Source organism: Labrenzia sp. 5N (assembly GCF_012395805.1).
GTDB classification, from domain to species: Bacteria; Pseudomonadota; Alphaproteobacteria; order Rhizobiales; family Stappiaceae; genus Roseibium; species Roseibium algicola.
This window is the reverse complement of sequence record NZ_JAAZTM010000002.1, coordinates 359200-380387: the sequence shown is the minus strand read 5'-3', so window position 1 is coordinate 380387 and position 21188 is coordinate 359200. Positions and strand designations below refer to the sequence as shown.

Annotated in this window: 19 protein-coding genes; 12 read left to right on the top strand and 7 right to left on the bottom strand. The window is 59.9% G+C overall.

Going from position 1 to position 21188, the window contains the following annotated elements; all coding sequences use genetic code 11:
• The first annotated feature begins 23 nt into the window (after positions 1-23).
• Both HEP89_RS02545 and nadC read left to right on the top strand, forming a co-directional pair.
• Positions 24-1625, top strand: coding sequence for an L-aspartate oxidase (locus tag HEP89_RS02545; protein WP_077290697.1), 1602 nt, complete (start codon positions 24-26; stop codon positions 1623-1625).
• Between the two features lie 12 nt (positions 1626-1637).
• Complete coding sequence (gene nadC / locus HEP89_RS02540) at positions 1638-2501, top strand: carboxylating nicotinate-nucleotide diphosphorylase (RefSeq protein WP_077290696.1); 864 nt, start codon at positions 1638-1640, stop codon at positions 2499-2501.
• 209 nt (positions 2502-2710) lie between these two features.
• Here the strand turns inward: nadC and HEP89_RS02535 are convergent, their stop codons facing one another.
• Positions 2711-3304 carry a HupE/UreJ family protein gene (locus tag HEP89_RS02535; protein WP_077290695.1) on the bottom strand — a complete coding sequence of 198 codons (594 nt, stop codon included), beginning with the start codon at positions 3302-3304 and terminating at the stop codon, positions 2711-2713.
• Positions 3305-3589: 285 nt separating this feature from the next.
• On the opposite strand from HEP89_RS02535, the gene HEP89_RS02530 reads away from it, so the two are divergent.
• Positions 3590-4642, top strand: coding sequence for a GlxA family transcriptional regulator (locus HEP89_RS02530; RefSeq protein ID WP_209014396.1), 1053 nt, complete (start codon positions 3590-3592; stop codon positions 4640-4642).
• A 6-nt stretch (positions 4643-4648) separates the two neighbouring features.
• On the opposite strand, the gene HEP89_RS02525 is transcribed toward HEP89_RS02530, so the two are convergent.
• Complete coding sequence (locus tag HEP89_RS02525; protein ID WP_077290694.1) at positions 4649-5305, bottom strand: GntR family transcriptional regulator; 657 nt, start codon at positions 5303-5305, stop codon at positions 4649-4651.
• Between the two features lie 133 nt (positions 5306-5438).
• Here HEP89_RS02525 and dctP point away from each other — a divergent pair, with 133 nt between their 5' ends.
• The 6 genes from dctP to HEP89_RS02495 all read left to right on the top strand — a co-directional run bounded on the left by dctP (position 5439) and on the right by HEP89_RS02495 (position 11869).
• Positions 5439-6425 carry a TRAP transporter substrate-binding protein DctP gene (gene dctP / locus HEP89_RS02520; protein WP_023001933.1) on the top strand — a complete coding sequence of 329 codons (987 nt, stop codon included), beginning with the start codon at positions 5439-5441 and terminating at the stop codon, positions 6423-6425.
• Positions 6426-6500: 75 nt separating this feature from the next.
• Complete coding sequence (locus HEP89_RS02515; RefSeq protein ID WP_077290693.1) at positions 6501-7049, top strand: TRAP transporter small permease; 549 nt, start codon at positions 6501-6503, stop codon at positions 7047-7049.
• The gene (locus HEP89_RS02510) at positions 7049-8365 is read left to right on the top strand and encodes a TRAP transporter large permease (protein WP_023001931.1); all 1317 of its coding nucleotides are present in this window, start codon (positions 7049-7051) and stop codon (positions 8363-8365) included. The genes HEP89_RS02515 and HEP89_RS02510 overlap by 1 nt, the downstream gene beginning before the upstream one ends.
• A complete protein-coding gene (locus HEP89_RS02505) occupies positions 8365-9630 on the top strand; it encodes a malonyl-CoA decarboxylase (RefSeq protein WP_077290692.1) in 1266 nt (421 codons plus the stop codon). Before HEP89_RS02510 ends, HEP89_RS02505 begins: the two co-directional genes overlap by 1 nt.
• A gap of 92 nt (positions 9631-9722) precedes the next feature.
• A complete protein-coding gene (locus HEP89_RS02500; RefSeq protein WP_077290691.1) occupies positions 9723-11240 on the top strand; it encodes a malonyl-CoA synthase in 1518 nt (505 codons plus the stop codon).
• Between the two features lie 125 nt (positions 11241-11365).
• Positions 11366-11869, top strand: a complete 504-nt coding sequence (locus HEP89_RS02495; RefSeq protein ID WP_062491880.1) for a YqhA family protein — start codon at positions 11366-11368, stop codon at positions 11867-11869.
• 87 nt (positions 11870-11956) lie between these two features.
• Here the strand turns inward: HEP89_RS02495 and HEP89_RS02490 are convergent, their stop codons facing one another.
• The 5 genes from HEP89_RS02490 to HEP89_RS02470 form a co-directional block, all read right to left on the bottom strand.
• Positions 11957-13126 (bottom strand): cell wall hydrolase, encoded by a 1170-nt coding sequence (locus tag HEP89_RS02490; protein WP_209014394.1) that lies wholly within the window; start codon positions 13124-13126, stop codon positions 11957-11959.
• Positions 13127-13439: 313 nt separating this feature from the next.
• A complete protein-coding gene (locus HEP89_RS02485; RefSeq protein WP_075282304.1) occupies positions 13440-14483 on the bottom strand; it encodes an NAD regulator in 1044 nt (347 codons plus the stop codon).
• 20 nt (positions 14484-14503) lie between these two features.
• Positions 14504-15010, bottom strand: coding sequence for a tyrosine phosphatase family protein (locus HEP89_RS02480; protein ID WP_055659417.1), 507 nt, complete (start codon positions 15008-15010; stop codon positions 14504-14506).
• Positions 15011-15064: 54 nt separating this feature from the next.
• On the bottom strand, positions 15065-15727 hold the full coding sequence (locus HEP89_RS02475; protein WP_055657932.1) for an HD family hydrolase: 663 nt from the start codon (positions 15725-15727) through the stop codon (positions 15065-15067).
• Between the two features lie 23 nt (positions 15728-15750).
• Complete coding sequence (locus HEP89_RS02470; protein ID WP_286201019.1) at positions 15751-16665, bottom strand: folate-binding protein YgfZ; 915 nt, start codon at positions 16663-16665, stop codon at positions 15751-15753.
• 195 nt (positions 16666-16860) lie between these two features.
• Here HEP89_RS02470 and HEP89_RS02465 point away from each other — a divergent pair, with 195 nt between their 5' ends.
• From HEP89_RS02465 to HEP89_RS02455, 3 genes are all read left to right on the top strand, one after another.
• Positions 16861-18192, top strand: a complete 1332-nt coding sequence (locus HEP89_RS02465; protein WP_168691276.1) for a dihydroorotase — start codon at positions 16861-16863, stop codon at positions 18190-18192.
• 264 nt (positions 18193-18456) lie between these two features.
• Entirely contained in the window at positions 18457-19665 is a 1209-nt protein-coding gene (locus HEP89_RS02460) for a L,D-transpeptidase (protein WP_023001921.1), read from the top strand.
• 244 nt (positions 19666-19909) lie between these two features.
• Positions 19910-21172, top strand: a complete 1263-nt coding sequence (locus HEP89_RS02455; RefSeq protein ID WP_168686135.1) for a DUF3419 family protein — start codon at positions 19910-19912, stop codon at positions 21170-21172.
• Positions 21173-21188: the final 16 nt, after the last annotated feature.

Below are 21188 nucleotides of genomic sequence, written 5' to 3'. Positions count from 1 at the left end.
CCGTCTGTTCCAGGAAGTTTCCCATGGCCGTGTCGGTTGAGGATTTTGCACCTGCCTATATAGGCAAGGATGTGGATGATGTCGTCATTCTGGGGGGAGGTCTGGCAGGCCTTTTCTGCGCGCTGAAGCTCAGCCCGCGCCCGGTCACCGTCATCACCAACGCTCCGATCGGGCAAGGGGCGTCCTCTGCCTGGGCGCAGGGCGGTATTGCCGCTGCGATCTCCGAGCAGGACTCGGTGGAAAAACACCGCGACGATACGCTGGCCGCCGGCTGCGGCATTTGCGAGGAAAAGATCGTCGAAGAGATGACCCGCGAAGGCAGTGCCCGGGTTCATGACCTCTTGTCCTATGGCGTTCCGTTCGATCAGGATCTTGAAGGCCGGCTGAAGTTTTCACGCGAAGCCGCCCATTCCCAGAGCCGGGTTGTACGTGTGCGCGGCGACATGGCAGGCCGGGCGATCATGGATGCCCTGATCGCAGCTGTTCGCAAGACGCCGTCGATCCGCATTCTGGAAGGCTACATCGGCGAAAGCTTCATTGGCGAAGGACGGTATGTAACCGGGGTCCTGGCGCGCCGGCGTGGCGGTCTGGAACGGCTGATTTTCCCGGCAAAGGCCGTGGTGCTTGCTTCCGGCGGCATCGGTCACCTCTACGAACTGACGACCAACCCGCACGAAGCCAACGGTCATGGCCTTGCCATGGCGGCCCGCGCCGGTGCGGTGATTGCCGATGCCGAATTCGTGCAGTTTCACCCGACCGCGCTTGATCTCGGCAAGGATCCGGCACCGCTGGCAACCGAAGCCCTGCGCGGCGAGGGAGCCACCCTCGTCAACAAGGACGGCGAACGCTTCATGGAAGGTGTTCACCCGGAATTGGAACTGGCGCCGCGCGACATCGTTGCCCGGGCCATTCACCGGGAGGTGTCCGAAGGCCGGGGGGCCTTCCTCGACTGCCGGACAGCGATCGGCGAAAGGTTCAAGGACGATTTTCCGACCGTCTTCGCGGCAGCCTCCGCAGCGGGCATCGATCCGGCAAAGGATCTGCTGCCCGTGGCGCCCGCGGAGCATTACCACATGGGCGGGGTCCTGACCGATGCCAACGGCCGGACGTCGCTTGACGGTCTGTGGGCCGCGGGTGAAGTGGCTTCAACCGGTGCCCACGGCGCCAACCGCCTGGCATCCAATTCGCTGTTGGAGGCGGTCGTTTTTGCCGCGCGCATCGCGGAAGATATCCAGGGCCTGATGCCGACCCCGCGCAGCGCCTACTGGAACGAGATGGACGATGCTCCAGGCTTGCCGAGCCAGCGCAACGTCGAGGAGCGGGAAGCGATCACCGTTCTGCGCAAGACACTGGCGCGCAATGTCGGCGTGCTGCGTGACGCGGCCGGCCTCAAGACGGCCCTTGCCGATATTGCGCAGGTTGAACAGAATTGCGTGCGCCAGTCGATCCTCAACATGATGGTCGCCGGGCGTATCATCACCGCGGCGGCACTGAAGCGCGAGGAAAGCCGTGGCGGGCATTTCCGCAAGGATTTCCCGCAGGAAAACCCTGACATGGCAAGCCGCTCCTACACCACCTTGAAGGAAGTCGAAGCCATCACCGCTGAGGCCCTGGAAACTGCCTGACCGGAGAGGCGCATGACCCGTAGATTTTTGCCCGAGCTGCCACGCCTGATGGTGGATGAAGCCGTCAAGGCCGCTCTTCTGGAAGACTGGGGCCGGGCGGGTGACGTCACCAGCCAGGCAACGCTGCCACCGGATGCAAAAGCCTCCGCCGTGATTGCCGCGCGCAAACCGGGGGTTCTCGCCGGATTAGCCTTCGCCGAAAGCGCCTTTCGTCAGACGGATGCCGGTTTGCATTTCGAGGCCGTTCTGGCAGATGGTGACCGGTTGTCGCCCAAGGCAGTTGTCGCCCGGATCGAGGGGCCAGCCCGCGCGCTTCTCGCTGCCGAAAGGGTGGCATTGAACTTCCTGGGTCACTTGTCAGGCATTGCGACGGCTACGTCGAAATTCGCCGATCTGATCGCACACACCAAGGCGGACATCGTCTGCACCCGCAAGACGACACCGGGTCTGCGTGCGTTCGAGAAATATGCGGTCAAATGTGGCGGCGGTTCCAACCATCGCTTCGGTCTCGACGATGCGATCCTGATCAAGGACAACCACATCGCGGTCGCCGGCGGTGTGACGCAAGCCATCGAAGCCGCCAAGGCTTTCGCCGGTCATCTGGTGAAGATCGAGGTGGAAGTCGACACGCTGGAACAGCTGGACGAGGCACTTGCCGCCGGTCCTGACGTGGTCATGCTCGATAACATGCCGCCCAAAGTCCTGAAGCAGGCTGTTGCAAAGGCCGGAGGCAAGGTTCTGCTGGAAGCATCCGGTGGAATAGAGCTCGATACGGTCAAGGCCGTCGCCGAAGCCGGGGTTGACCTGATCTCCTCAGGCTGGATCACCCATTCGGCTCCGGTTCTGGATCTGGGTCTGGATATCGAGATCGGCTGAGATCCCTTTACCGGCTACCCGTTCGGTGTTCTGCCCTGTCTGCCATCCCGTCTCTACGTCATCCTGAGAAGGACCGTCAGGTCCATCTCGAAGGATGGGCCGCTTGCTCTGAAGTTTGCCGGCCATCCTTCGAAACAGCGCTGCGCGCATGCTCAGATGAGGGGGAGCAGTGGGACGACAGTCGCGTCTGTTTTAATCAGTCACCGAACTCACGCTGCTGCAAGATACAGCCCGCCGAGTGCCGTCAGCACACCCAGGCTGCGAATGATGCGTGGTGCCCACGCGGGATCGTTCCGGGTGGCCACATTGGCGCCGTAGCCAATCAGGAGCCCGGCCGCATGCAGGAGTGCGGTCGCCAAAACAAAGCCACCGGCATAGGAAAGTTCGCCAGCCGAGCCGATTTCACCGCCGTGGGCATGGCCGTGACAAATGCCGAACCCCCCCACCAGTGCCGCACACACGCCAAGTGGCAGGCGCAAGGCAAGGGCGACGACGACACCAAGAACCACGACCGATGTCAGAATGAACGGTTCGACGTAGGGCAGCGGAACGCCGGCAAGCGAGAGCAGGAAACCGACGATCATCGCACCGACGAAGGCGGTCGGCAGAGCCCAGACGGCGCGCCCGCCAAGAAGGGCGGCCCAAAGGCCAACGGCAATCATCGCCAGCACGTGATCGGTACCGAACAGTGGATGCGTGAAGCCGGCGGCAAAGGAGCCGTGTTCTGACGGATCCAGATGGGCAAGGGCGGGAGAGGCGGTCAACAGGCCGAATGCGGTGGCAAGGCCGAGGCGGTAGAGCATGAAATGTTCCTTCGGTTGGTCACTCCGGTGCCCCGGGATGGGTCGCACCGTTCATGAAGAGCTCAAGACCCGTGTACTATCGATGATTCTGGGAGCCTGTAAACCACAACGGCGGTCTCTTTCGTGAGGCGTGTGCCGGGTAGCGCACCGGAAGAACTGCGACAATGTAGTCCGGTTTCCCGATAGGGAGCAGCTTTTCAGGCTGCTAAATTTCCGGCTGAAGGTTCTTCAAGATCGGTTCGAGCCGATCAAGATGGTGAAGGCAGGATACCTGTGAGCGCTAGATTGGACGAAGCACAAATTTCCCCAGGGCAGAAATCCTCTCCGGCACCCGGCCGAAGCGAAGGGGATGACGGCGGAGAGGCGCTTGCCTCGCGAACCGTCGAGATCTGCTTTCTGCTCATGAGAAATTTTTCCCTGCTCTCCTTTGCCTCTGCAATCGAGCCTCTGCGGATCGCGAACAAAGTGTTGAAACGCAAGGCCTTCACATATCGATGCTGCAGTCTGGACGGCAGCGATGCCATTGCCAGCAACGGCAGCACCATACGGGCCGACTGCGCCATCGGCGATGTCGAACGGCCGGATCTTCTTGCGGTCTGCAGCAGTGATGATGTGGAACGCATTGGGCTGACACTGGCCCAGAAGGTTGCCATCCGGAAACTGGCCAACCGCTCCAGCCGGATCGCAGGCATCTGCACTGGTGCCTATGTGTTGGCCGACTTCGGCCTGCTGGACAACAGGAACTGCACGATCCACTGGGAATATGCCGATTTCTTCAAGGAGCGGTTCCCCGATGCGCGGCTGGTGGACAGTCTCATTCAGACGGACGGCAAGTACATGACCTGCGCCGGGGGAACCTCCGCGCTCGATCTGATGATCGGCTTCGTGGCCCAGGTCCACGGTGGCGCGGTTGCTGCGGATGTTGCCGAAATCGCCCTTCATCACGACTGGCGCAGTGGCAATGAGCGGCAGCACAAGCACATGCGTGATGATCTGGAAACCGTCTCGCAACGGGTGCGCAGCAGCATCGCCCTGATGACGGAGAACGTCGTCGAGCCGCTTTCCTTGCAGGAAATCGCGCAGAAACTGGACGTCAGCCCCCGCCAGTTGCAGCGGGAATTCCAGAAATATCTCAAGTGCAGCCCGCAGGAATATTACGCAAAGGTTCGTCTGGACATTGCCCGCCAGCTCGTCTGCCGCACCTCAATGCGCATGATCGACATCGCGATGGCCTGCGGCTTTGCCAGCGCATCCCATTTTTCGAAACGCTACCGGTCAGCCCTCGGCACAAGCCCTGCCGCGGACCGTCAGCAGCATGGCCGGGTTTTCGAGTTCTAGACGGACTTACTCGGCTGCGGGCTTCAGGCTTGCCATCAGGTGATGGAATTTCTCGCCCTGCACGGAAACGTGCCGACGGATGGCAGCCGCCGCCCGATCACCGTCGGCAGCCTCGATGGCGGCAACGACGTCTTCATGTTCGGCCATGGATTGTTTCATGCGCCCGCGCACGCGCAACTGCACCCTTCGGAAGGGCTGCAGACGCCGTTGAAGGCGAAGGCATTCCTGCTCCAGAAAACGGTTGCCTGACTGGCGGTAGATGATGGCGTGGAATTGTTCGTTTTCCAGATAGTAGCCATCCGTGTCCTGCGCCTCGACGGCGTGTTTGCAACGCTCGTTCGCAGCGTGAAGATCGGCAAGGGCAGTTTCGGAAATACGCGCGGCAGCCAGGCGCGCACTCACGGCTTCCAGCTCTGCCATCACTTCGAACATTTCGATCAGTTCCACCGGGCCGGGTTGCCGGACGAACACACCGCGGCGGGGTATCTGCACGACCAGACCGGACTGGGAAAGCCTGTGAAGGGCTTCCCGGACCGGTGTTCTGGAAACCGAAAACCGGCCCGCAAGCTGAACCTCGTCCAGCCTGTCGCCATCGGCGAAAGTGCCGTCGAAAATCAGCCCTTCAAGCGCATCCGCGATGCGGTCGGATCGTTTTCTTTCCATGTTTCGCATTTAGCATAGGAGTTTTTCGCGCGCAATATTGTCGGTCTTGTATACAAAATGACTTGACAGAAAAACATCACATGAGGGTAAGATCGAATTCCGGTTCCCGTCCGGAACCATCAGGGAGGAAAAAATGAACTTCAAATTCTCAGCGTCGGTTGCTGCCGTGACGCTTTTCGCCAGCGCGCTCACCGCCAACGCGACCGAGCTGCGCCTGTCTCACCAGTGGTCCACCGGCGACGTTCGCCACAAGGTGGCCCAGATGGTTGCCGACGACGTGGCGGCGGCCGGTGTCGATCTCGACATCAAGATTTTCCCGTCCCAGTCGCTTTTGAAGGCGCGCGAACAGTATAAGCCGCTGTCTCGCGGTCTGCTGGACATGACCGTTCTGCCGCTCAGCTATGCCGGTGGCCAGCAACCTGCCTATAACCTCACCCTGATGCCGGGTCTGGTGAAAAACCATGACCATGCGGCCCGCATGAACGAAAGCCCGTTCATGGAGGCCATTGAGGGAATCATGGCCGAGGACGATGTGATCGTGCTGGTGCACGGTTATCTGGCCGGCGGCTTTGCAGCCAAGGACAAGTGCATCACCAAGCCGGAAGACATGCCGGGCCTTCAGACCCGCGCTGCGGGCAAGGCCTTTGAGCAGATGCTTGCAGGCGCAGGCGCTTCGATTGCCTCGATGGCGTCTTCGGAAGTCTACAATGCCATGCAGTCCGGTGTTCTGGACGCGGTCAACACCTCGTCCTCGTCCTTCGTCAGCTATCGCATTTACGAGCAGGTATCCTGCTACACCCCGGCTGGCGAATATGCGCTCTGGTTCATGTACCAGCCACTCCTGATGAACAAGGCCAAGTTCGAAAGCCTCACCGAAGACCAGCAAAAAGCGCTGCTGGCGGCTTCTGAAAAGGCGCAGGCTTTCTATCTCGAAGAAGCCAAGAAGGAAGATGCGGCCTCTGCAGAAGTCTTCCGTGAGAACGGTGTCGAAATCGCCGAAATGACCGCAGCGGACTTCGATGCCTGGCGGGCTCTTGCCAAGGAAACCTCCTACAAGGCGTTCGTGGAAGAAACCCCGAACGGTCAGCAGCTTCTCGATCTGGCATTCGCCGTCGAATAAGCGACTGAACTTGCGGGGCGGCCTGAAAGCCGCCCCGAAACCTGTTCCAAAGGACCTCATTTCAAGGAGTGACCCATGGCGGGCCACAGTACGGCTGCGGTAGCGCATGCCGGCAGCAACCCCTTCTTGCGCGTTGTCGCAGCGATTTCGACCGTGGCCGGCTGGTGTGCGGCAGCGATGATCGTTGTCGCCGTCGTCGTCACTTGCCAGATGATCTTCGTGCGCCTCGTGCTCAACGCTTCCACCGTCTGGCAGACCGAAACGGTCATTTATCTGGTCATCGCCGCAACCCTTGTGGGGCTGCCTTACGTTCAGCGGCTTCGGGGGCACGTCAATGTCGACCTGTTTCCCCTGTCGCTGGCACCACGTGCCCGCTTCGTGCTGGCCTGCATCACGCTGTCAATCTCGATCCTGGTCATGGCGATGATGCTCTTCTACGGCACTGAATTCTGGTACCTCGCCTGGTCGAAGGGCTGGACCTCAGACACAGTCTGGGGCGTCAGGCTCTGGATCCCGTATCTGTCGATCCCCGTTGGGTTCGGACTGCTGTTGCTGCAGCTCGCCGCAGATCTTTACGCGGTTCTCATCGGTGTCGACAAACCCTTCGGTCTGGAGGATAAATAATGGATCCCTTGCTGCTCGGCGCCCTGGTGGCGGTCGCCACCATCCTGGTCCTCTTCTCCGGCATTTCCGTTGCGATCGGTCTGTTGATCGTTTCCGCGGGCTTCCTGCTGGCATTCGACGGCTTCCGGTCGCTCGAACTGATGCCCGAAATCCTGTTCGGTAAACTTGATAACTTCGCCCTTCTGTCGATCCCCATGTTCATCATCATGGGCGCCTCCATCGCCTCCACTCGGGCGGGGGCCGATCTCTACGAAGCTTTGGAACGCTGGCTCACCCGGGTACCCGGTGGACTGGTCGTCTCGAACCTCGGTGCATGCGCCCTGTTCGCTGCCATGTCCGGGTCTTCACCCGCCACCTGTGCGGCCATCGGCAAGATGGGTATTCCGGAAATGCGCAAGCGCGGTTATCCGGACGGTGTCGCCGCCGGCTCCATCGCCGCGGGCGGCACGCTCGGCATCCTGATCCCGCCGTCCGTCACGATGATCGTCTACGGCATTTCAACCGAAACTTCGATCGGTCGTCTGTTCCTGGCAGGTGTTATTCCCGGCCTGATGCTGATGGGCCTTTTCATGGCCTGGTCGCTCTATTCGACCTGGCGCAGCGGCAATGCCAGCGTGCTCAGCGCGGGCAACTATTCCTGGGCGGAAAAGTTCGAGATCCTGCCGCGCGTCCTGCCGTTCATGCTCATTATTCTGGGTGTGCTCTATGCCATGTACGGCGGCATCGCGACACCGTCTGAAACCGCTGCCGTCGGCGCTTTGCTCTGTCTGCTGATCGCGGTCATCATCTACCGGCTCTGGAGCCCGAAACTGCTCTGGACCGTGCTGCGCGACAGCACGCGGGAAAGCGTGATGATCCTCTTCATCATCGCGGCAGCCGGTGTCTTTTCCTACATGCTGTCGTCGCTTTTCATCACGCAGGCGATTGCAGAATGGATCGGCACGCTGTCCGTCAACCGCTGGATCCTGATGGCGGCAATCAACGTCTTCCTGCTGATTGCCGGTTTCTTCCTGCCGCCCGTCGCGGTGATCCTGATGGCGGCACCGATCCTGCTGCCGATCATCACCACAGCCGGCTTCGATCCGATCTGGTTCGCGGTTGTCCTGACCATCAACATGGAGATCGGTCTGATCTCTCCTCCGGTCGGGTTGAACCTCTACGTGATCAACGGCATCGCTCCGGACATTTCCTTGAAGACGATCCTCACCGGGTCCCTGCCATTCGTGGCGTGCATGTTCGTGGCGATCGTCATCCTCTGTCTGTTTCCGGAACTGGCCACCTGGCTGCCGGACGTGGTGATGGGAGAAGCGCGGTGATGTTTCTGGCCGATCTGCTGACGACCGTTTTCGAACGAAGATACCTGTCGAAGGGGGCGGACAAGGCGGATGACCGTCCGCTCGAGGCGCTCGTCGCCGATTTGATCGGTGCAACCGGGGAGGTCTCCGGGCAAAATCTTGCCCGGCAGATCCTCAGCCGGTATGGCGCTCTCAATGACGAGGAAAAACGTGCCTTCTTCCGTCATCTCGCGGAAGGTCTGGCCGTATCGGCTCCGGCTGTCAGATCGGCGTTGGAGCATTATGAGAAGGGGCAGTCGAAGGCCAGTTACCGAGAATTCATGGAGGCTGTCGAACCTCCGCGGCAGGAACTGATCCGACGGCTCAACCAGGTTCCGGACGCAACCCGGCTTCTGGTCGGCATGCGCGAGGACCTGTTGCGCCTCAGCAAGGGCGATGATGTCCTTCAGGCGCTTGATCTGGACTTCCGGCATCTGTTTGCCAGCTGGTTCAACCGCGGGTTCCTGGTGCTTAGGCCGATCAATTGGGAAAGCCCGGCCCAGCTTCTGGAAAAGATCATCGCCTATGAAGCCGTTCACGCGATCGACAGCTGGAGCGATCTTCGCCGACGTCTGGAGCCTGTCGACAGGCGGTGCTTCGCGTTTCTGCATCCGGCAATGCCGGATGAGCCGCTGATCTTCGTCGAAGTTGCCCTGACAAAGGGCATTCCAGGCTCCATCCAGGGTCTTCTTGCCGAAAACAGAACGCAGATCGAAGCAGATACGGCGGATACCGCGGTGTTTTATTCGATCTCCAACTGCCAGGCCGGCCTTGCAGGGATATCCTTCGGCAACTCGCTTATCAAACAGGTGGCCGCGGATTTGTCGCTTGAGCTGCCCAAGCTCAAGACATTCGTCACCTTGTCGCCGATCCCGGGGCTGGTCCGCTGGCTGGACGGCGAGGGGATCGATCACGGCTCTGCCGACGAGGATACCTTGCGCAAGCTTGCTGCCCGGTACCTGATGACCGCAAAGCGCAAGGACGGTCTGCCGCTGGACCCTGTCGCCCGCTTCCACCTTGGCAACGGTGCATTGGTCCACCAGGTGCACGCAGGCGCGGATCTTTCCGACAAGGGAATGAAGCAGTCTGCCGGCGTCATGGTCAATTATCTCTACGATCTGGAGAAGGTAACCCAGAACCATGAGAGGTTCGCTTCGATCCGGACAATTGCCGCTTCATCTGAAATCAAATCACTCAGCACTGCTGGAGAAAATGCGTTCACTTTAGAGCTATCCGCACTGAACTGAATGCGGCTAATAAGCTCTAACAATATAGAATCGATCAGCTTTTTGGCCTTGCAAGGTTAGATCGAAAGCCTGCTGATCCAGGAGCCCCATAGATGACAAACCCACTCTACGACCAACTGTTCGGAAAGCATGCCGGCAAGAACACTCCCTTTCTGATCTTTCAGGACGGCTCCATCCTGACCCATGCTGCGTTTCTGGAAAGCGCGGCGCAGATTGCCCATGTTCTGACCGACAACGGCATGGTGGCTGGCGACCGGCTCGCCGCCCAGGTCGAAAAGTCAGCCACGTCTCTGGCTCTTTACGCGGCCTGTGCCCAGGCGGGGATCGTGTTCCTGCCGCTCAATACGGCCTACACTGTCGATGAGCTCAGCTACTTTATCGAAAACAGCGGTGCCAGGACCGTGGTCTGCGACGGTGGCAGCAAGACCTTGCTGGACCCTGTCGTCTCGAAACTCGGCGCCCGCCTCGAGACGCTCAACGCTGACGGAAGCGGGTCGCTGACGGATCAGGCCAAAGCCAAACCCTCCGAATTTGCAACGGTGGAACGGGCGCCGGACGATCTGGCCGCTTTCCTTTACACCTCCGGCACGACAGGGCGGTCGAAGGGGGCAATGCTGACGCAGGCGAACCTGTTGTCGAATGCCGCCACCCTGGCGGAACTCTGGCGCTTCACCGACAAGGATGTGCTGCTGCATGCCTTGCCGATCTTTCACACACACGGGCTTTTCGTTGCGACCAACGTGTCGCTGGCTGCTGGTGGCGCCATCCTGTTCCTGCCGAAATTCGATCTCGACGCCATGATCGAGCTGATGCCCAAGGCAACGACGATGATGGGCGTGCCGACCTTCTATACCCGACTGCTTCAGGACGAGCGTTTTACGGCGGACCTCACAAAGGGCATGCGGCTTTTCATTTCCGGAAGCGCGCCACTGCTTGCCGAAACGCACCGGCAGTTCGAGGAAAGGACCGGTCACCGGATCCTGGAGCGATACGGCATGACCGAAACCAACATGAATACCTCCAACCCGTATGAAGGCGAACGCCGCGCCGGGACGGTCGGTTTCCCGCTCCCGGGCGTGGAACTGAAGATCACGGACCCCGCGACGGGCGACACGTTGCCGGCCGAAACGGTTGGCCAGATCGAGGTGCGCGGCCCGAACGTCTTCAAGGGGTATTGGCAGATGCCGGAGAAGACCGCTGCCGAATTGCGGGAGGACGGCTTCTTCATCACCGGTGATCTCGGGATGATCGACGCAGACGGCTATGTCCATATCGTCGGGCGCAACAAGGACCTGATCATTTCCGGCGGCTACAACATCTACCCGAAGGAAATCGAGTTGATCCTGGATGCCCAGCCCGGGGTTCGGGAAAGCGCCGTCATTGGTGTGCCGCATTCCGATTTCGGAGAAACAGTGCTGGGCCTGGTGGTGCCGGATAGCCCGGAAACGCCCGATCTGGACGCGATCCTTGCTGTTGCCGGAACATCGCTCGCCCGTTTCAAGCATCCGCGGAAGCTTGTTCTGGTAGACAGCCTGCCGCGCAACACCATGGGCAAGGTCCAGAAGAACGTTCTTCGCGAGCAGTTCAAGGACACTTTCGCAACCGCTTGATCTCAACCGTTTGATCCGGCCGGCGTTAGATGCCGGCCGTGAATGCAGTTTGCAGGCCGACCTTCCGGGTTGGTCTGCAATCCATACTCGTGCTAGCTCTGAAGAAGGACAGTCGGGGCAGGCACATGAGTGAACGTGAGAACGAAGACCGCAAGATCTCGGCAAGCGATCCGGTAATCAGGCTGACCCGCTACGCGCAGGTTCCGATCCTGGCCGGTCTGTCTGTTGCCATGGTGCTGTTTCTCGTCACCTTCTTCGTCGATATCTACGACGCGATCCAGAGCTTCGAGTTTCTGGACCGCAAGAAGACGATCCTGCTGATTCTCAATCTGCTCGACATGGTGTTCATCGCCAATCTGGTGATCATGGTGGCGACCAACACCTACAACACCTTCCGGCTGAAGGCCCTTGTGCAGGGCGATGACTACATCCAGCAGGGCGAGAAGGCCTACAGGCGGATGAAGCACCGGATCGTTTCGACGATCATCATCATCTCATCGATCCACGTATTGAGCGAACTTCTGGAATTTTCCCAGACCACACCGCTTCAGGTTGCCGCCCTTCTGGGGTTTCATCTCGTCCTTCTGGCAACCTATGTGGTCACCAACGTCTTCAAGTCGAGCGACTGACGGGAAAGCACGGGCCACAGGCATCTGAGGACGCCTATGGCACGAGCAGGCCGAAGAAGGACGTGGGGAAGGCCCCGGGCGGCAGGATCAGTTCCAGCCGCCGGCGTAGGTCTTGTAAAAGATGTGCAGGCCGACTTTGCCGCGTTTTGCCATGGACTTCGCCCACCGCGGGTTGACGTAGGTCGCATGATAGTGGGTCGAAGCGTCGACCATCTTCGAATAGCGCTTGCCGTCAGCGACATCCCTTGCCAGCTTCTGGGCGGTTGCCCAGGCGGTCGGGCTGGAAATGCGATCCTTGATACCATCGCAGGCAAAGGAGAACTGGCAGCGGTTGCGTTTGTGGCGGTTCTGGTAAACGACGCCGCAGATGCTGTCCGGGTAGGCCGGGTTCTTGACTCGGTTCAACACGACCTGCGCGACGGCCACCTGGCCATCTTCGCTTTCACCGCGAGCTTCGAAGTAGATGGCCTCGGCAAGGCAGCGCTGCTCTTTCTTGTCTCCAACGGACAGTGGGAGGGGCTTTTGCGCCCACCAATGCGGGTTGTCGGGATCTTCCGGCGGCGGCAGCTCCTGCTCGTACATGGCAGCGCCGAACAGCGCGTCGAAGGGTTCCTTGGTTTCCTTCACGCTTTCAGGAGCGTAGGCGGAAACGAGGGAGAAGCTGGCGGCAGCGGCATTGCGCGCCATCATGACCTTTTGCAGGTCCAACGGCCCACCTTCCGGGAAACCATCCTTGCCGTTGCTGGCGAGCATGCTGGTTTCCTGGGAGTTGAGCGGCTGTGCCTTGACGAAGGCGACGCGCGGCAGATCCTCGTGTTTCTTCTCCGTCGAGATCAGGCTCGACATGGCGTAGAGATTGCCGGCTGCCCTGTCGACCATCTGGCGGTCCGGCGCCATCGTGATCAGGCGGTCGCTTTTGGCGGTGCTGTTGGTGAGGATCGTATCGGGCACTTCGGTCGGCCTGGCGTTCATGGCGACCTCTTCAAAACCGACGAGTGGCCTGGCCTCGAAATCTTCATCTGCCGACGTCAGTGTCAGGATCGGTGCAGAGATATGGTCGGGTACCGGCGTCGTGCCGAGCGCCAGTTTCGGTGCAACCTTCGTCGTGAAATTCGCTGGCTCAAGATACATCATCCAGCGCGGCGATTCCGTCTTGCGCGAGTTGACGAGCGAAAAGATGTCCTGGTTTCCAACCGATCCGCCGATACCGAGCCAGACCAGTGGGCAGGCAACAAGAACATATTTGAGCCGGCGCATACGCGCACGGACCGGGCCGAAATCTTGTGTCACTTTAGAAGAAAACCGCTTTCCGTTGCGGGACTTAAGGCCAGACATACGCAGCCAACTCCAACTCGTTACACATCGTCCCGAAAACGCCGGACGAACAGCGTGAACGCTGTGTAAACAACGACGCTGAAATTGAAGATGTCTGCTTAACCTTGAAAGAGCGTTAATAAGACTGGAATTCGTGGAAAATCGTGGAAGTTTTCGCGCCGATAGGAGGAGTTATGGTTAATATTACTAAGGACTTAACTTTAATGGCCGTGTCGAAAAAAATCGCAGAAAGCCGTCAGCGCCCGCCTACACGAAGCCCGGGGGCAGGCCGTTCGCTCAACAATTGGTGGCGGAACCGGAACAGGGCGGCCGGGCGGCCCCCGGTCGCGGTCGACGTTGCACCGGTCGGTTCGACAAGGTCGGCGTTTTCTACCAGGCGGCGGAAATTCTGCTTGTGCAGATGGCGTCCCGAAATGGCCTCGACAGAGGTTTGAAGCTCGGTGAGCGTGAAGGTCTCCGGCATCAGTTCGAAGATCACCGGTCGGTATTTCAACTTGCCGCGCAACCGGGAAATGGCTGTCGCCAGTACCCGGCGATGGTCGAAGCGCATCGACGCGCCGAGAAAAGGCAGGTTTGACCGCCGCAGGGCCGCTGGCCGTCCATCGGTCCGGGCTTCTTCGACGAGGCCAGCCTCATAAAGAAGTTCGAACCGCTCCAGCGCCCTTTCTTCATCCCAGGAAGTCCCGCCGGTGCCAAAGGCAAGGCGCACCCGTTCCTGACGCCCAAGTGGTTTGGGCGGCTCACCCGAAGGCGGTGGTTCGCTGGACCAGGCGTCGAGAGCAGGCAGGATGTCCCGATCCAGGACCTCGGGACGCCCGGTGCGCCAGTCTTCCCAGGGGAAATAGTCGTACCAGGAACGCCATGCCGAATCGTGCCGCAGAAGCATGCTTTCCGAATCCGGGGTCTGACGTGTCAAAGCCAGATACCCGACCGAAACCACATGCGGTCCTTCATCACCGAAGACCCGGTGCCGGCCACGGTCGCCGAAAGTGTAAAGCTGTTCGACATATCCCAACCTCAGCGCGGTCTGGTTTTCCACCCAGGAACGCAGGCCGATTTCGAAGGTGCGGTGACGGATCGGGTCGAATGGACCAAACGGAAGGCTGTCGAGTGTTGCCTCACCCGGCGCGTTCGTGCCGCTCTCTGCTCCGGTTTGCTGGCCTGTCTGTGTACTGGCCTCCTTCGCATCGTTCACGTGAACGATCTGGGGCAGGCCTCCGGCAACCGATACGATGACGGCATTCAATCCGATTTCAATATTGGCTTGCCGGTGGGGCATTGCGTCTCCGTGGTTGGTCGTCAGTCGATCGGCATGACAAAGGGGTTGCCTTCAAAGGCATTTGCACCGCGGCCGATGCCCCGGATGGCGTCGATCATGCGGCCATCACGGCCGAGGATCTTGTCGCCCATCGCAACAATCCGGGCGTTCGGTGTGGCCGACGGCGACCGCGCCCGAAGGATCTTCGCAAGATCGTATTCATCCGCATTCGGGTTGAGCGCACAAGCTGCCACATAGGCACCGGCCGTCGAGCGGCTGATGCCTGCCCAGCAGTGTATCACCAGTGGTTCCTGCCGGTCCCAGGATCTCACGAAGGACAGAAAAGCCTCCACTTGCCTTTCACTGGCCGGAACCAGCCCCTTCACCGGCGTTACAATGTCGTTGAAGGCAAGAAACAGATGGCGTTCCGGCAAGATACCGACGGGTGTCGGCACGCTCATTTCGGCGTTGATCAGGGTGATCACGGATTTGGCGCCGGTGGAGACCACCGTTTCGGGCAATTTCGACAGGGAACAAACGTGCAGCATGACAGAACCGGTTCTTCGCATCCGTCAATAAACTAGGGTCATTCGTGGGCAAGGTCACCCGTTAGCTTGTCTGCTTTTCGGGTTGTTCCCAGCTTCGCGCAGGGCTTCGATCTCTTCAAAGCGCTGCATGAACATTTCCTGGGCAGATTTCACCGGCAGAGGCTCAAGGCCGTAACGCAACTTGCCGTTCGCATCGAGCGGAAAACCACGTGGCTTGCCGAATATCTTGGCAGCTTCGTCTTCGTCGAAACCGGCCAGTTCCACCGCCTCGAAATAGGCACAGATGATGTCGGCGCGCTTTGCGAGCTTCTTCACGGCCACGGGAATTGCTGCGGGCAGACCGAACCGCAAGTGGATTGCCCCCTGCAGGCGTGATTCCACCCCCTTGTAGGCTTCACCGATGACGGACTTGAAGGGGGATATCATGTCACCGATGACATATTCCGGTGCATCATGGAGCAGAACAGCCAGGCGCCAGTGCGGCGGCAGGTCCGGTTTCAGCATCATGGCGATGTCTTCAACGATCAGCGAATGTTCCGCGACCGAGAAGGCATGGTTGCCATAGGTCTGTCCGTTCCAGCGGGCGACACGGGCAAGGCCATGGGCGATGTCGGAGATCTCGACGTCGAGCGGTGAGGGGTCCAGAAGATTGAGCCGTCTGCCGGACAACATGCGCTGCCAGGCGCGCGGGGGCTGGTCGGTTCGGGCAGAGGCCATCGGTCCTCAAAGGTCTCGCGGTTTCAGTCCGCGGTGCTGGGCTCCGGCAAGGAAAACGATGCCCAGTCGGGCACCTTGACCAGAATCTCCGCGTCACCGCATTGCAGAGGGATGCCGTTGTCCTTGGCTTGGGCTACCTTGTCAAGACGGAGCAGGGCAAGGCCCACAGCGCTGTCACCGGTACCGGCACTGGACCCGAGCGCCCCGACGGATTTGCCGCCGGCCATGATATCAGCACCCTTTTCAGGAAGCATCGCGCCGCTTTCGATCTGAACGAACCGCTTGCGGGCGCTGCCCCGGTGCTGCATGCGCGAAACCACTTCCTGACCGACGTAACATCCCTTGGAAAAGGAGACACCGCCAAGCTGATCTAGATCGGCATCGTGAGGGAAAATATCCGAGTAGTCGTAGTCTTTCAGACCTTCCGGCACGCCTTTTGAAATGCGGTGAAGATCATAGGCTGCAACGTCCGCGGGTGAACCGTCGAGCATTGCGGAAACATCAGCCACTGAACCGGAAATGCGCATCCCGAGCGCTGGCAGCCGCGGATCCGTGACGCAGGCCAGGGCAGCTTCCAGACCAAGGTTCGAAGCGTTGCCCGCTTCCGAAGCGTCATCCCAAACCGCAATCACACCGATGTCTTCCGGCAGCATTTCCAGTTCCACCTTTGCCCGCAGCCGATAGAATGTCAGCCGTTTCAGAAGGTCAGCTGCCGTTTCTGATGGGGCATCCAGCAGGTACCCGGTTTCGACGCGGTAAATCAGGAAATCGAACAGGATCTTGCCCTGGGGCGTCAGCAGGGCACCTGCGCGAGCGCCACCTTCCGTCATGCCGTCGATATCTGCCGTCACCAGGTTTTGCAGGAAATGCTGTGCCTCGGCACCGCCAACGCGGATCAACGAGCGGTCGGACAGGTGGGCATAGGACAGGGTCGACACGGCAGGCTCCATGGAACGGATGACTGATTCAGACAGGTTGACTGGCCAGTTTCACTTGAATGCCACATAGGCGCTTTCCCCACCGTGGGCAAGGTTCTGAATCTGTCGACCCCTGTCTGGTCCTTTGCCGCCGGGCCGCGTATAAGCCCGTTAAATAGACCTGCCGATAGACCCGAATTAACGCGGAGGAGCCACATGAGCGCGACCTATGACCTGATCCTGAAGGGCGGAACCGTAGTCAATCAGGACGGCGAGGGGCAGCGTGATGTCGCTGTTCGCGGCGGCCGGATTGTCGGCATAGGCTCCTTCGACGCTTCACAGGCAGGCGAAACGCTCGATTGCACGGGGCTGCATGTCCTGCCGGGCGTCATGGACACCCAGGTGCATTTCCGCGAGCCCGGTCTCGACCACAAGGAAGACCTGGAATCCGGTTCCCGTGCTGCCGTCATGGGCGGCGTCACCGCGGTCTTCGAGATGCCGAACACCAATCCGCTGACGACTTCCGAGGCAGCCCTTGCCGACAAGGTGCGGCGCGGACACCACCGCATGCACTGCGACTTTGCCTTCTGGGTTGGCGGAACGCGGGATAACGTCAAGGACATTCCTGACCTGGAACGACTGCCGGCGGCAGCGGGCATCAAGGTGTTCATGGGGTCTTCCACCGGCGACCTTCTGGTGGAAGACGACCAGGGCGTGAAGGAAATCCTGTCCGTAACCCGCCGCCGGGCGGCCTTCCACTCCGAGGACGAATTCCGCCTGCGCGAACGTCAGGGAGAACGTGTTGAAGGCGACCCAAGCTCCCATCCGATCTGGCGTGACGAGATCGCAGCACTTCAATGCACTCAGCGTCTTGTGGGCATTGCGCGCGAAACCGGCGCCAAGATCCACATTCTGCATCTGTCTACGGCAGAGGAGGTCGATTTCCTGATCGACCACAAGGATGTCGCCTCCATCGAGGTGACACCGCACCACCTGACATTGACGGACGAAGCCTACCACCGGCTGGGTACGCTGGTTCAGATGAACCCGCCGGTGCGTGCACCGCGCCACTCGGAACGTCTCTGGTGGGCCTTGCAGCAGGGCATTCTCGACATCTTCGGTTCCGATCATGCCCCGCATCTTCTGGAAGAAAAGCAGAAGCCCTATCCGGCGTCCCCGTCCGGAATGACCGGTGTGCAGACGCTGGTTCCGATCATGCTGGATCATGTCAACGCAGGCCGCCTCAGCCTCGCGCGTTTTGTCGACATGACCAGTGCAGGCCCGGCCCGTCTTTTCCAGACGGCGCTCAAGGGCCGGATCGCAGTCGGTTACGATGCCGACTTCACCGTGGTCGACATGAAGCGCAAGGAAACGATCCGCAACGAGTGGATTGCCTCCAAGTGCGGCTGGACACCTTATGACGGCAAGGACGTCACCGGCTGGCCGGTTGGGACTGTTGTCCGAGGGCAGCGCGTCATGTGGCACGGCGAGCTGACGACACCCTCGCGTGGCGAACCCGTCCGTTTCCTGGACGGACTGAAAGCCTGAGAAAAGCCGCTCCTGCGGGAACCGTTGGCGTGAATGGGCCGTTTCCCCCATTCAGGCCCCGTTCACGTTGTGGCTGCTAGCTGTACAAAATGTGATGTGAATAACAGCCGCGAGCTGGGTAATGTGCGACTTTGCGGCTGAAAGGTCGAAGGAAACCAATAAGTAACCGTGTTTCCTAACCCGATCTACACAGATGTTGGTTACAGTTTTAATCGAGCTTTATGGGTATTTGCGTTGGGGAGCTCAGGGATGTTGTCATTGGAAATGAATAGCCGGAGCAGGCACAAGCGCTCGCTGCTCAACTTGACCGGTGCCGCAGTTATTTCGTTCGCCGCCATGTCGGCCGCATTCGCGCGTGACGCCGCTCCGGAAACGGATGTGGCAAGCGAACCGCCATTGCACATGCTGGTGTCGCTGGACGAGCAGAAGATCAAGGTCTATCGCGGCCTGGATCTGATCGAAGTGTCGTCGATTTCCTCCGGGAAGCGCGGTCACAGCACACCGACCGGTGTGTTTTCCATTCTGGAAAAGAGGCGCAAGCACTTTTCCAACCTCTACGACAATGCGCCGATGCCATTCATGCAGCGTCTGACATGGTCGGGTATTGCCTTGCATGTCGGAAGGTTGCCCGGCTATCCGGCTTCGCACGGTTGCATTCGTCTTCCGAAAGCCTTTGCACAGTCACTTTACAGCATGACCGAGCGCGGCATGCATGTTGTCGTGACACGGGGCGAGGCGAACCCGCTTGGTGTGCATCACGCTGTATTGCCGCAGCCCTATGTGCCTGAAACCGAGGTCGCAAGCCTGACGGATGAGACCATTGCAGCCGATCCGGCTCTGCGTGGTGCCATTCAGGAAGCGCCCCTGCAGGCTAACCTGCCGGCAGTACAGCCGGAAAATCCTTATTTCGATCAGCCTCTTCGGATGATCATCACGCCGCAGAAAGCACCAAGCCGCATTCAGGTGCTGCAACAGCTGCTCAACCAGATGGGCTTCAATGCCGGTCCGGAAGACGGTGTCATGGGCCGCAAGACCCGTGCAGCAATCAGCCTGTACCAGGAAGGTGCCGAACTGCCGGTAACCGGTCAGCTGACCAATGCGCTTGAGTTCCGCATCCATGCCGATGCCGGATACGAAGAGCCGAAGAATGCAACGCTGCGGATCCGTCGCAAGTTCCGCGATGTCTATTCCGCCCCTGTCTCGATCAAGGATATCGACCAGGAAATCGGAACGCACGTTTTCACTGCCATGGATTTCAAGCCAGGAGACTCGTCGGTCGAGTGGATGGCGGTATCTGCCGAAGGTGAACGCGGTGGCGCGTCGATGGACGTTCTCGACCGGATCGAGATGTCCAAGAAGGTCGCGCTTGAAGTTTCCAGGATGCTGACCCCGGGTTCGTCCCTGACGGTCACGGACCGAAACTTCACCCGCAACACGGGTCTTGGCACCGACTTCGTGGTTATCACGCGCTAGGTTCGGATCTCCCAACGGTCCGGACGGAAACACAGCCCCCGCTTCGGCGGGGGCTTTTTTGTTTCGTTTCCGCTGGGGAGGAAGGCTTCCCCTCCACGAAGGCACTCCTGGACTGCTGAGGCAGGTCTTCACTGGCGGTTTATTATCCGGATAACGGCTCGATTCTCCGCAAACGTCACCAAACTGTCGCGTCCGTCACGTATCGGAAGGCAGTTTATTGGCGCAGGTGACTCGGGAGAAAGACATGGCGCAGAGCACGCTTACCGCATCGAAGAAACGTCTCAAGAATGCGGTTCACCGTTCCGAAGCCACCTCCAAGGACGGTTTTCTCGAGCGCCTGTTCACGTTCGCTTTCAAGGGCCTTGTCTATCCGCAGATCTGGGAAGATCCGGATGTCGACATGAGGGCTCTTCGCCTGACTCCAGACTCCCGAATGATTACGATCGCGTCGGGCGGCTGCAACGTCATGTCCTACCTGACGGCAAATCCGGCCGAGATCACTGCGGTGGACCTCAACCGTGCACATGTGGCGCTGGGCCGGCTGAAACTGGCGGCAGCCAAGCATCTGCCGAATTACGAGGTCTTCTACAGGTTCTTCGGCGAAGCAGACGAAAAGGCCAATGTTGCCGCCTATCAGCGGTTCCTGAAAGACAAGCTCGATCCTGAAACGGTCGCCTACTGGGAAGGCCGTGACATGGCCAATTGGGGCCGCAAGAGGATCACGCTGTTCTCGCGCGACCTCTATCATCACGGTCTGCTGGGCTATTGCATCGGCGCGGGACACCTGGTCGCAAGGCTCTATGGCATCGACCCGAAGCACATGGTCAAGACAAGGTCGCTGGAAGAACAGCGCACTTTCTTCGATACCGCACTGGCGCCGCTGTTCGACAAGCGTCTGGTGCGCTGGGCTACGTCCAAGAAGATGTCGCTCTACGGCCTCGGCATTCCGCCGGCGCAGTATGACGCCCTGGTATCGGCCAGTGCCGAACGCGACATGTCTGCGGTTCTGCGTCAGCGGCTTGAGAAACTCGCTTGCGACTTCTCCATGCAGGACAACTATTTCGCCTGGCAGGCCTTCGGCCGTGGCTATGCTCCAAGCGGTCAAGACAGCACCGGTCCGGCCGGGCCTTTGCCGCCATACCTAAAGCGCGAGCATTTCGAGGAAATCCGTCAGCGTGCGGGCCGTGTCCGTGTGCTCAATCGCAATTTTACCGAACACCTTCAGTCGGTTCAGGACAATACGCTTGACGCCTATGTGCTGCTGGACGCCCAGGACTGGATGACAGACCATCAGCTCAATGCACTCTGGACCGAGATAACGCGGACCGCGCTTCCAGGTGCCCGGGTCATCTTCCGCACCGCTGCCGAACCGACACTTCTGCCGGGCCGCGTATCCGACCAGATCCTGAACCGCTGGACCTACGAGGAAGAGGAAAGCCTGGAGCTTGGCCGTCAGGACCGCTCCTCCATTTATGGCGGCTTCCATCTTTATGTGTTCAACGGCTAAGCTGGCCGTCCTGCGT

Excerpts from the sequence above, each read along its gene's own strand:
- dctP (WP_023001933.1), top strand. The coding sequence starts at position 5,439 with ATGAACTTCAAATTCTCAGCGTCGGTTGCTGCCGTGACGCTTTTCGCC.
- HEP89_RS02505 (WP_077290692.1), top strand. The coding sequence starts at position 8,365 with ATGTTTCTGGCCGATCTGCTGACGACCGTTTTCGAACGAAGATACCTG.
- HEP89_RS02495 (WP_062491880.1), top strand. The coding sequence starts at position 11,366 with ATGAGTGAACGTGAGAACGAAGACCGCAAGATCTCGGCAAGCGATCCG.
- HEP89_RS02535 (WP_077290695.1), bottom strand. The coding sequence starts at position 3,304 with ATGCTCTACCGCCTCGGCCTTGCCACCGCATTCGGCCTGTTGACCGCC.
- HEP89_RS02465 (WP_168691276.1), top strand. The coding sequence starts at position 16,861 with ATGAGCGCGACCTATGACCTGATCCTGAAGGGCGGAACCGTAGTCAAT.
- HEP89_RS02545 (WP_077290697.1), top strand. The coding sequence starts at position 24 with ATGGCCGTGTCGGTTGAGGATTTTGCACCTGCCTATATAGGCAAGGAT.
- HEP89_RS02490 (WP_209014394.1), bottom strand. The coding sequence starts at position 13,126 with ATGCGCCGGCTCAAATATGTTCTTGTTGCCTGCCCACTGGTCTGGCTC.
- HEP89_RS02485 (WP_075282304.1), bottom strand. The coding sequence starts at position 14,483 with ATGCCCCACCGGCAAGCCAATATTGAAATCGGATTGAATGCCGTCATC.
- HEP89_RS02500 (WP_077290691.1), top strand. The coding sequence starts at position 9,723 with ATGACAAACCCACTCTACGACCAACTGTTCGGAAAGCATGCCGGCAAG.
- HEP89_RS02480 (WP_055659417.1), bottom strand. The coding sequence starts at position 15,010 with ATGCTGCACGTTTGTTCCCTGTCGAAATTGCCCGAAACGGTGGTCTCC.
- HEP89_RS02475 (WP_055657932.1), bottom strand. The coding sequence starts at position 15,727 with ATGGCCTCTGCCCGAACCGACCAGCCCCCGCGCGCCTGGCAGCGCATG.
- nadC (WP_077290696.1), top strand. The coding sequence starts at position 1,638 with ATGACCCGTAGATTTTTGCCCGAGCTGCCACGCCTGATGGTGGATGAA.
- HEP89_RS02510 (WP_023001931.1), top strand. The coding sequence starts at position 7,049 with ATGGATCCCTTGCTGCTCGGCGCCCTGGTGGCGGTCGCCACCATCCTG.
- HEP89_RS02515 (WP_077290693.1), top strand. The coding sequence starts at position 6,501 with ATGGCGGGCCACAGTACGGCTGCGGTAGCGCATGCCGGCAGCAACCCC.
- HEP89_RS02460 (WP_023001921.1), top strand. The coding sequence starts at position 18,457 with ATGAATAGCCGGAGCAGGCACAAGCGCTCGCTGCTCAACTTGACCGGT.
- HEP89_RS02455 (WP_168686135.1), top strand. The coding sequence starts at position 19,910 with ATGGCGCAGAGCACGCTTACCGCATCGAAGAAACGTCTCAAGAATGCG.
- HEP89_RS02525 (WP_077290694.1), bottom strand. The coding sequence starts at position 5,305 with ATGGAAAGAAAACGATCCGACCGCATCGCGGATGCGCTTGAAGGGCTG.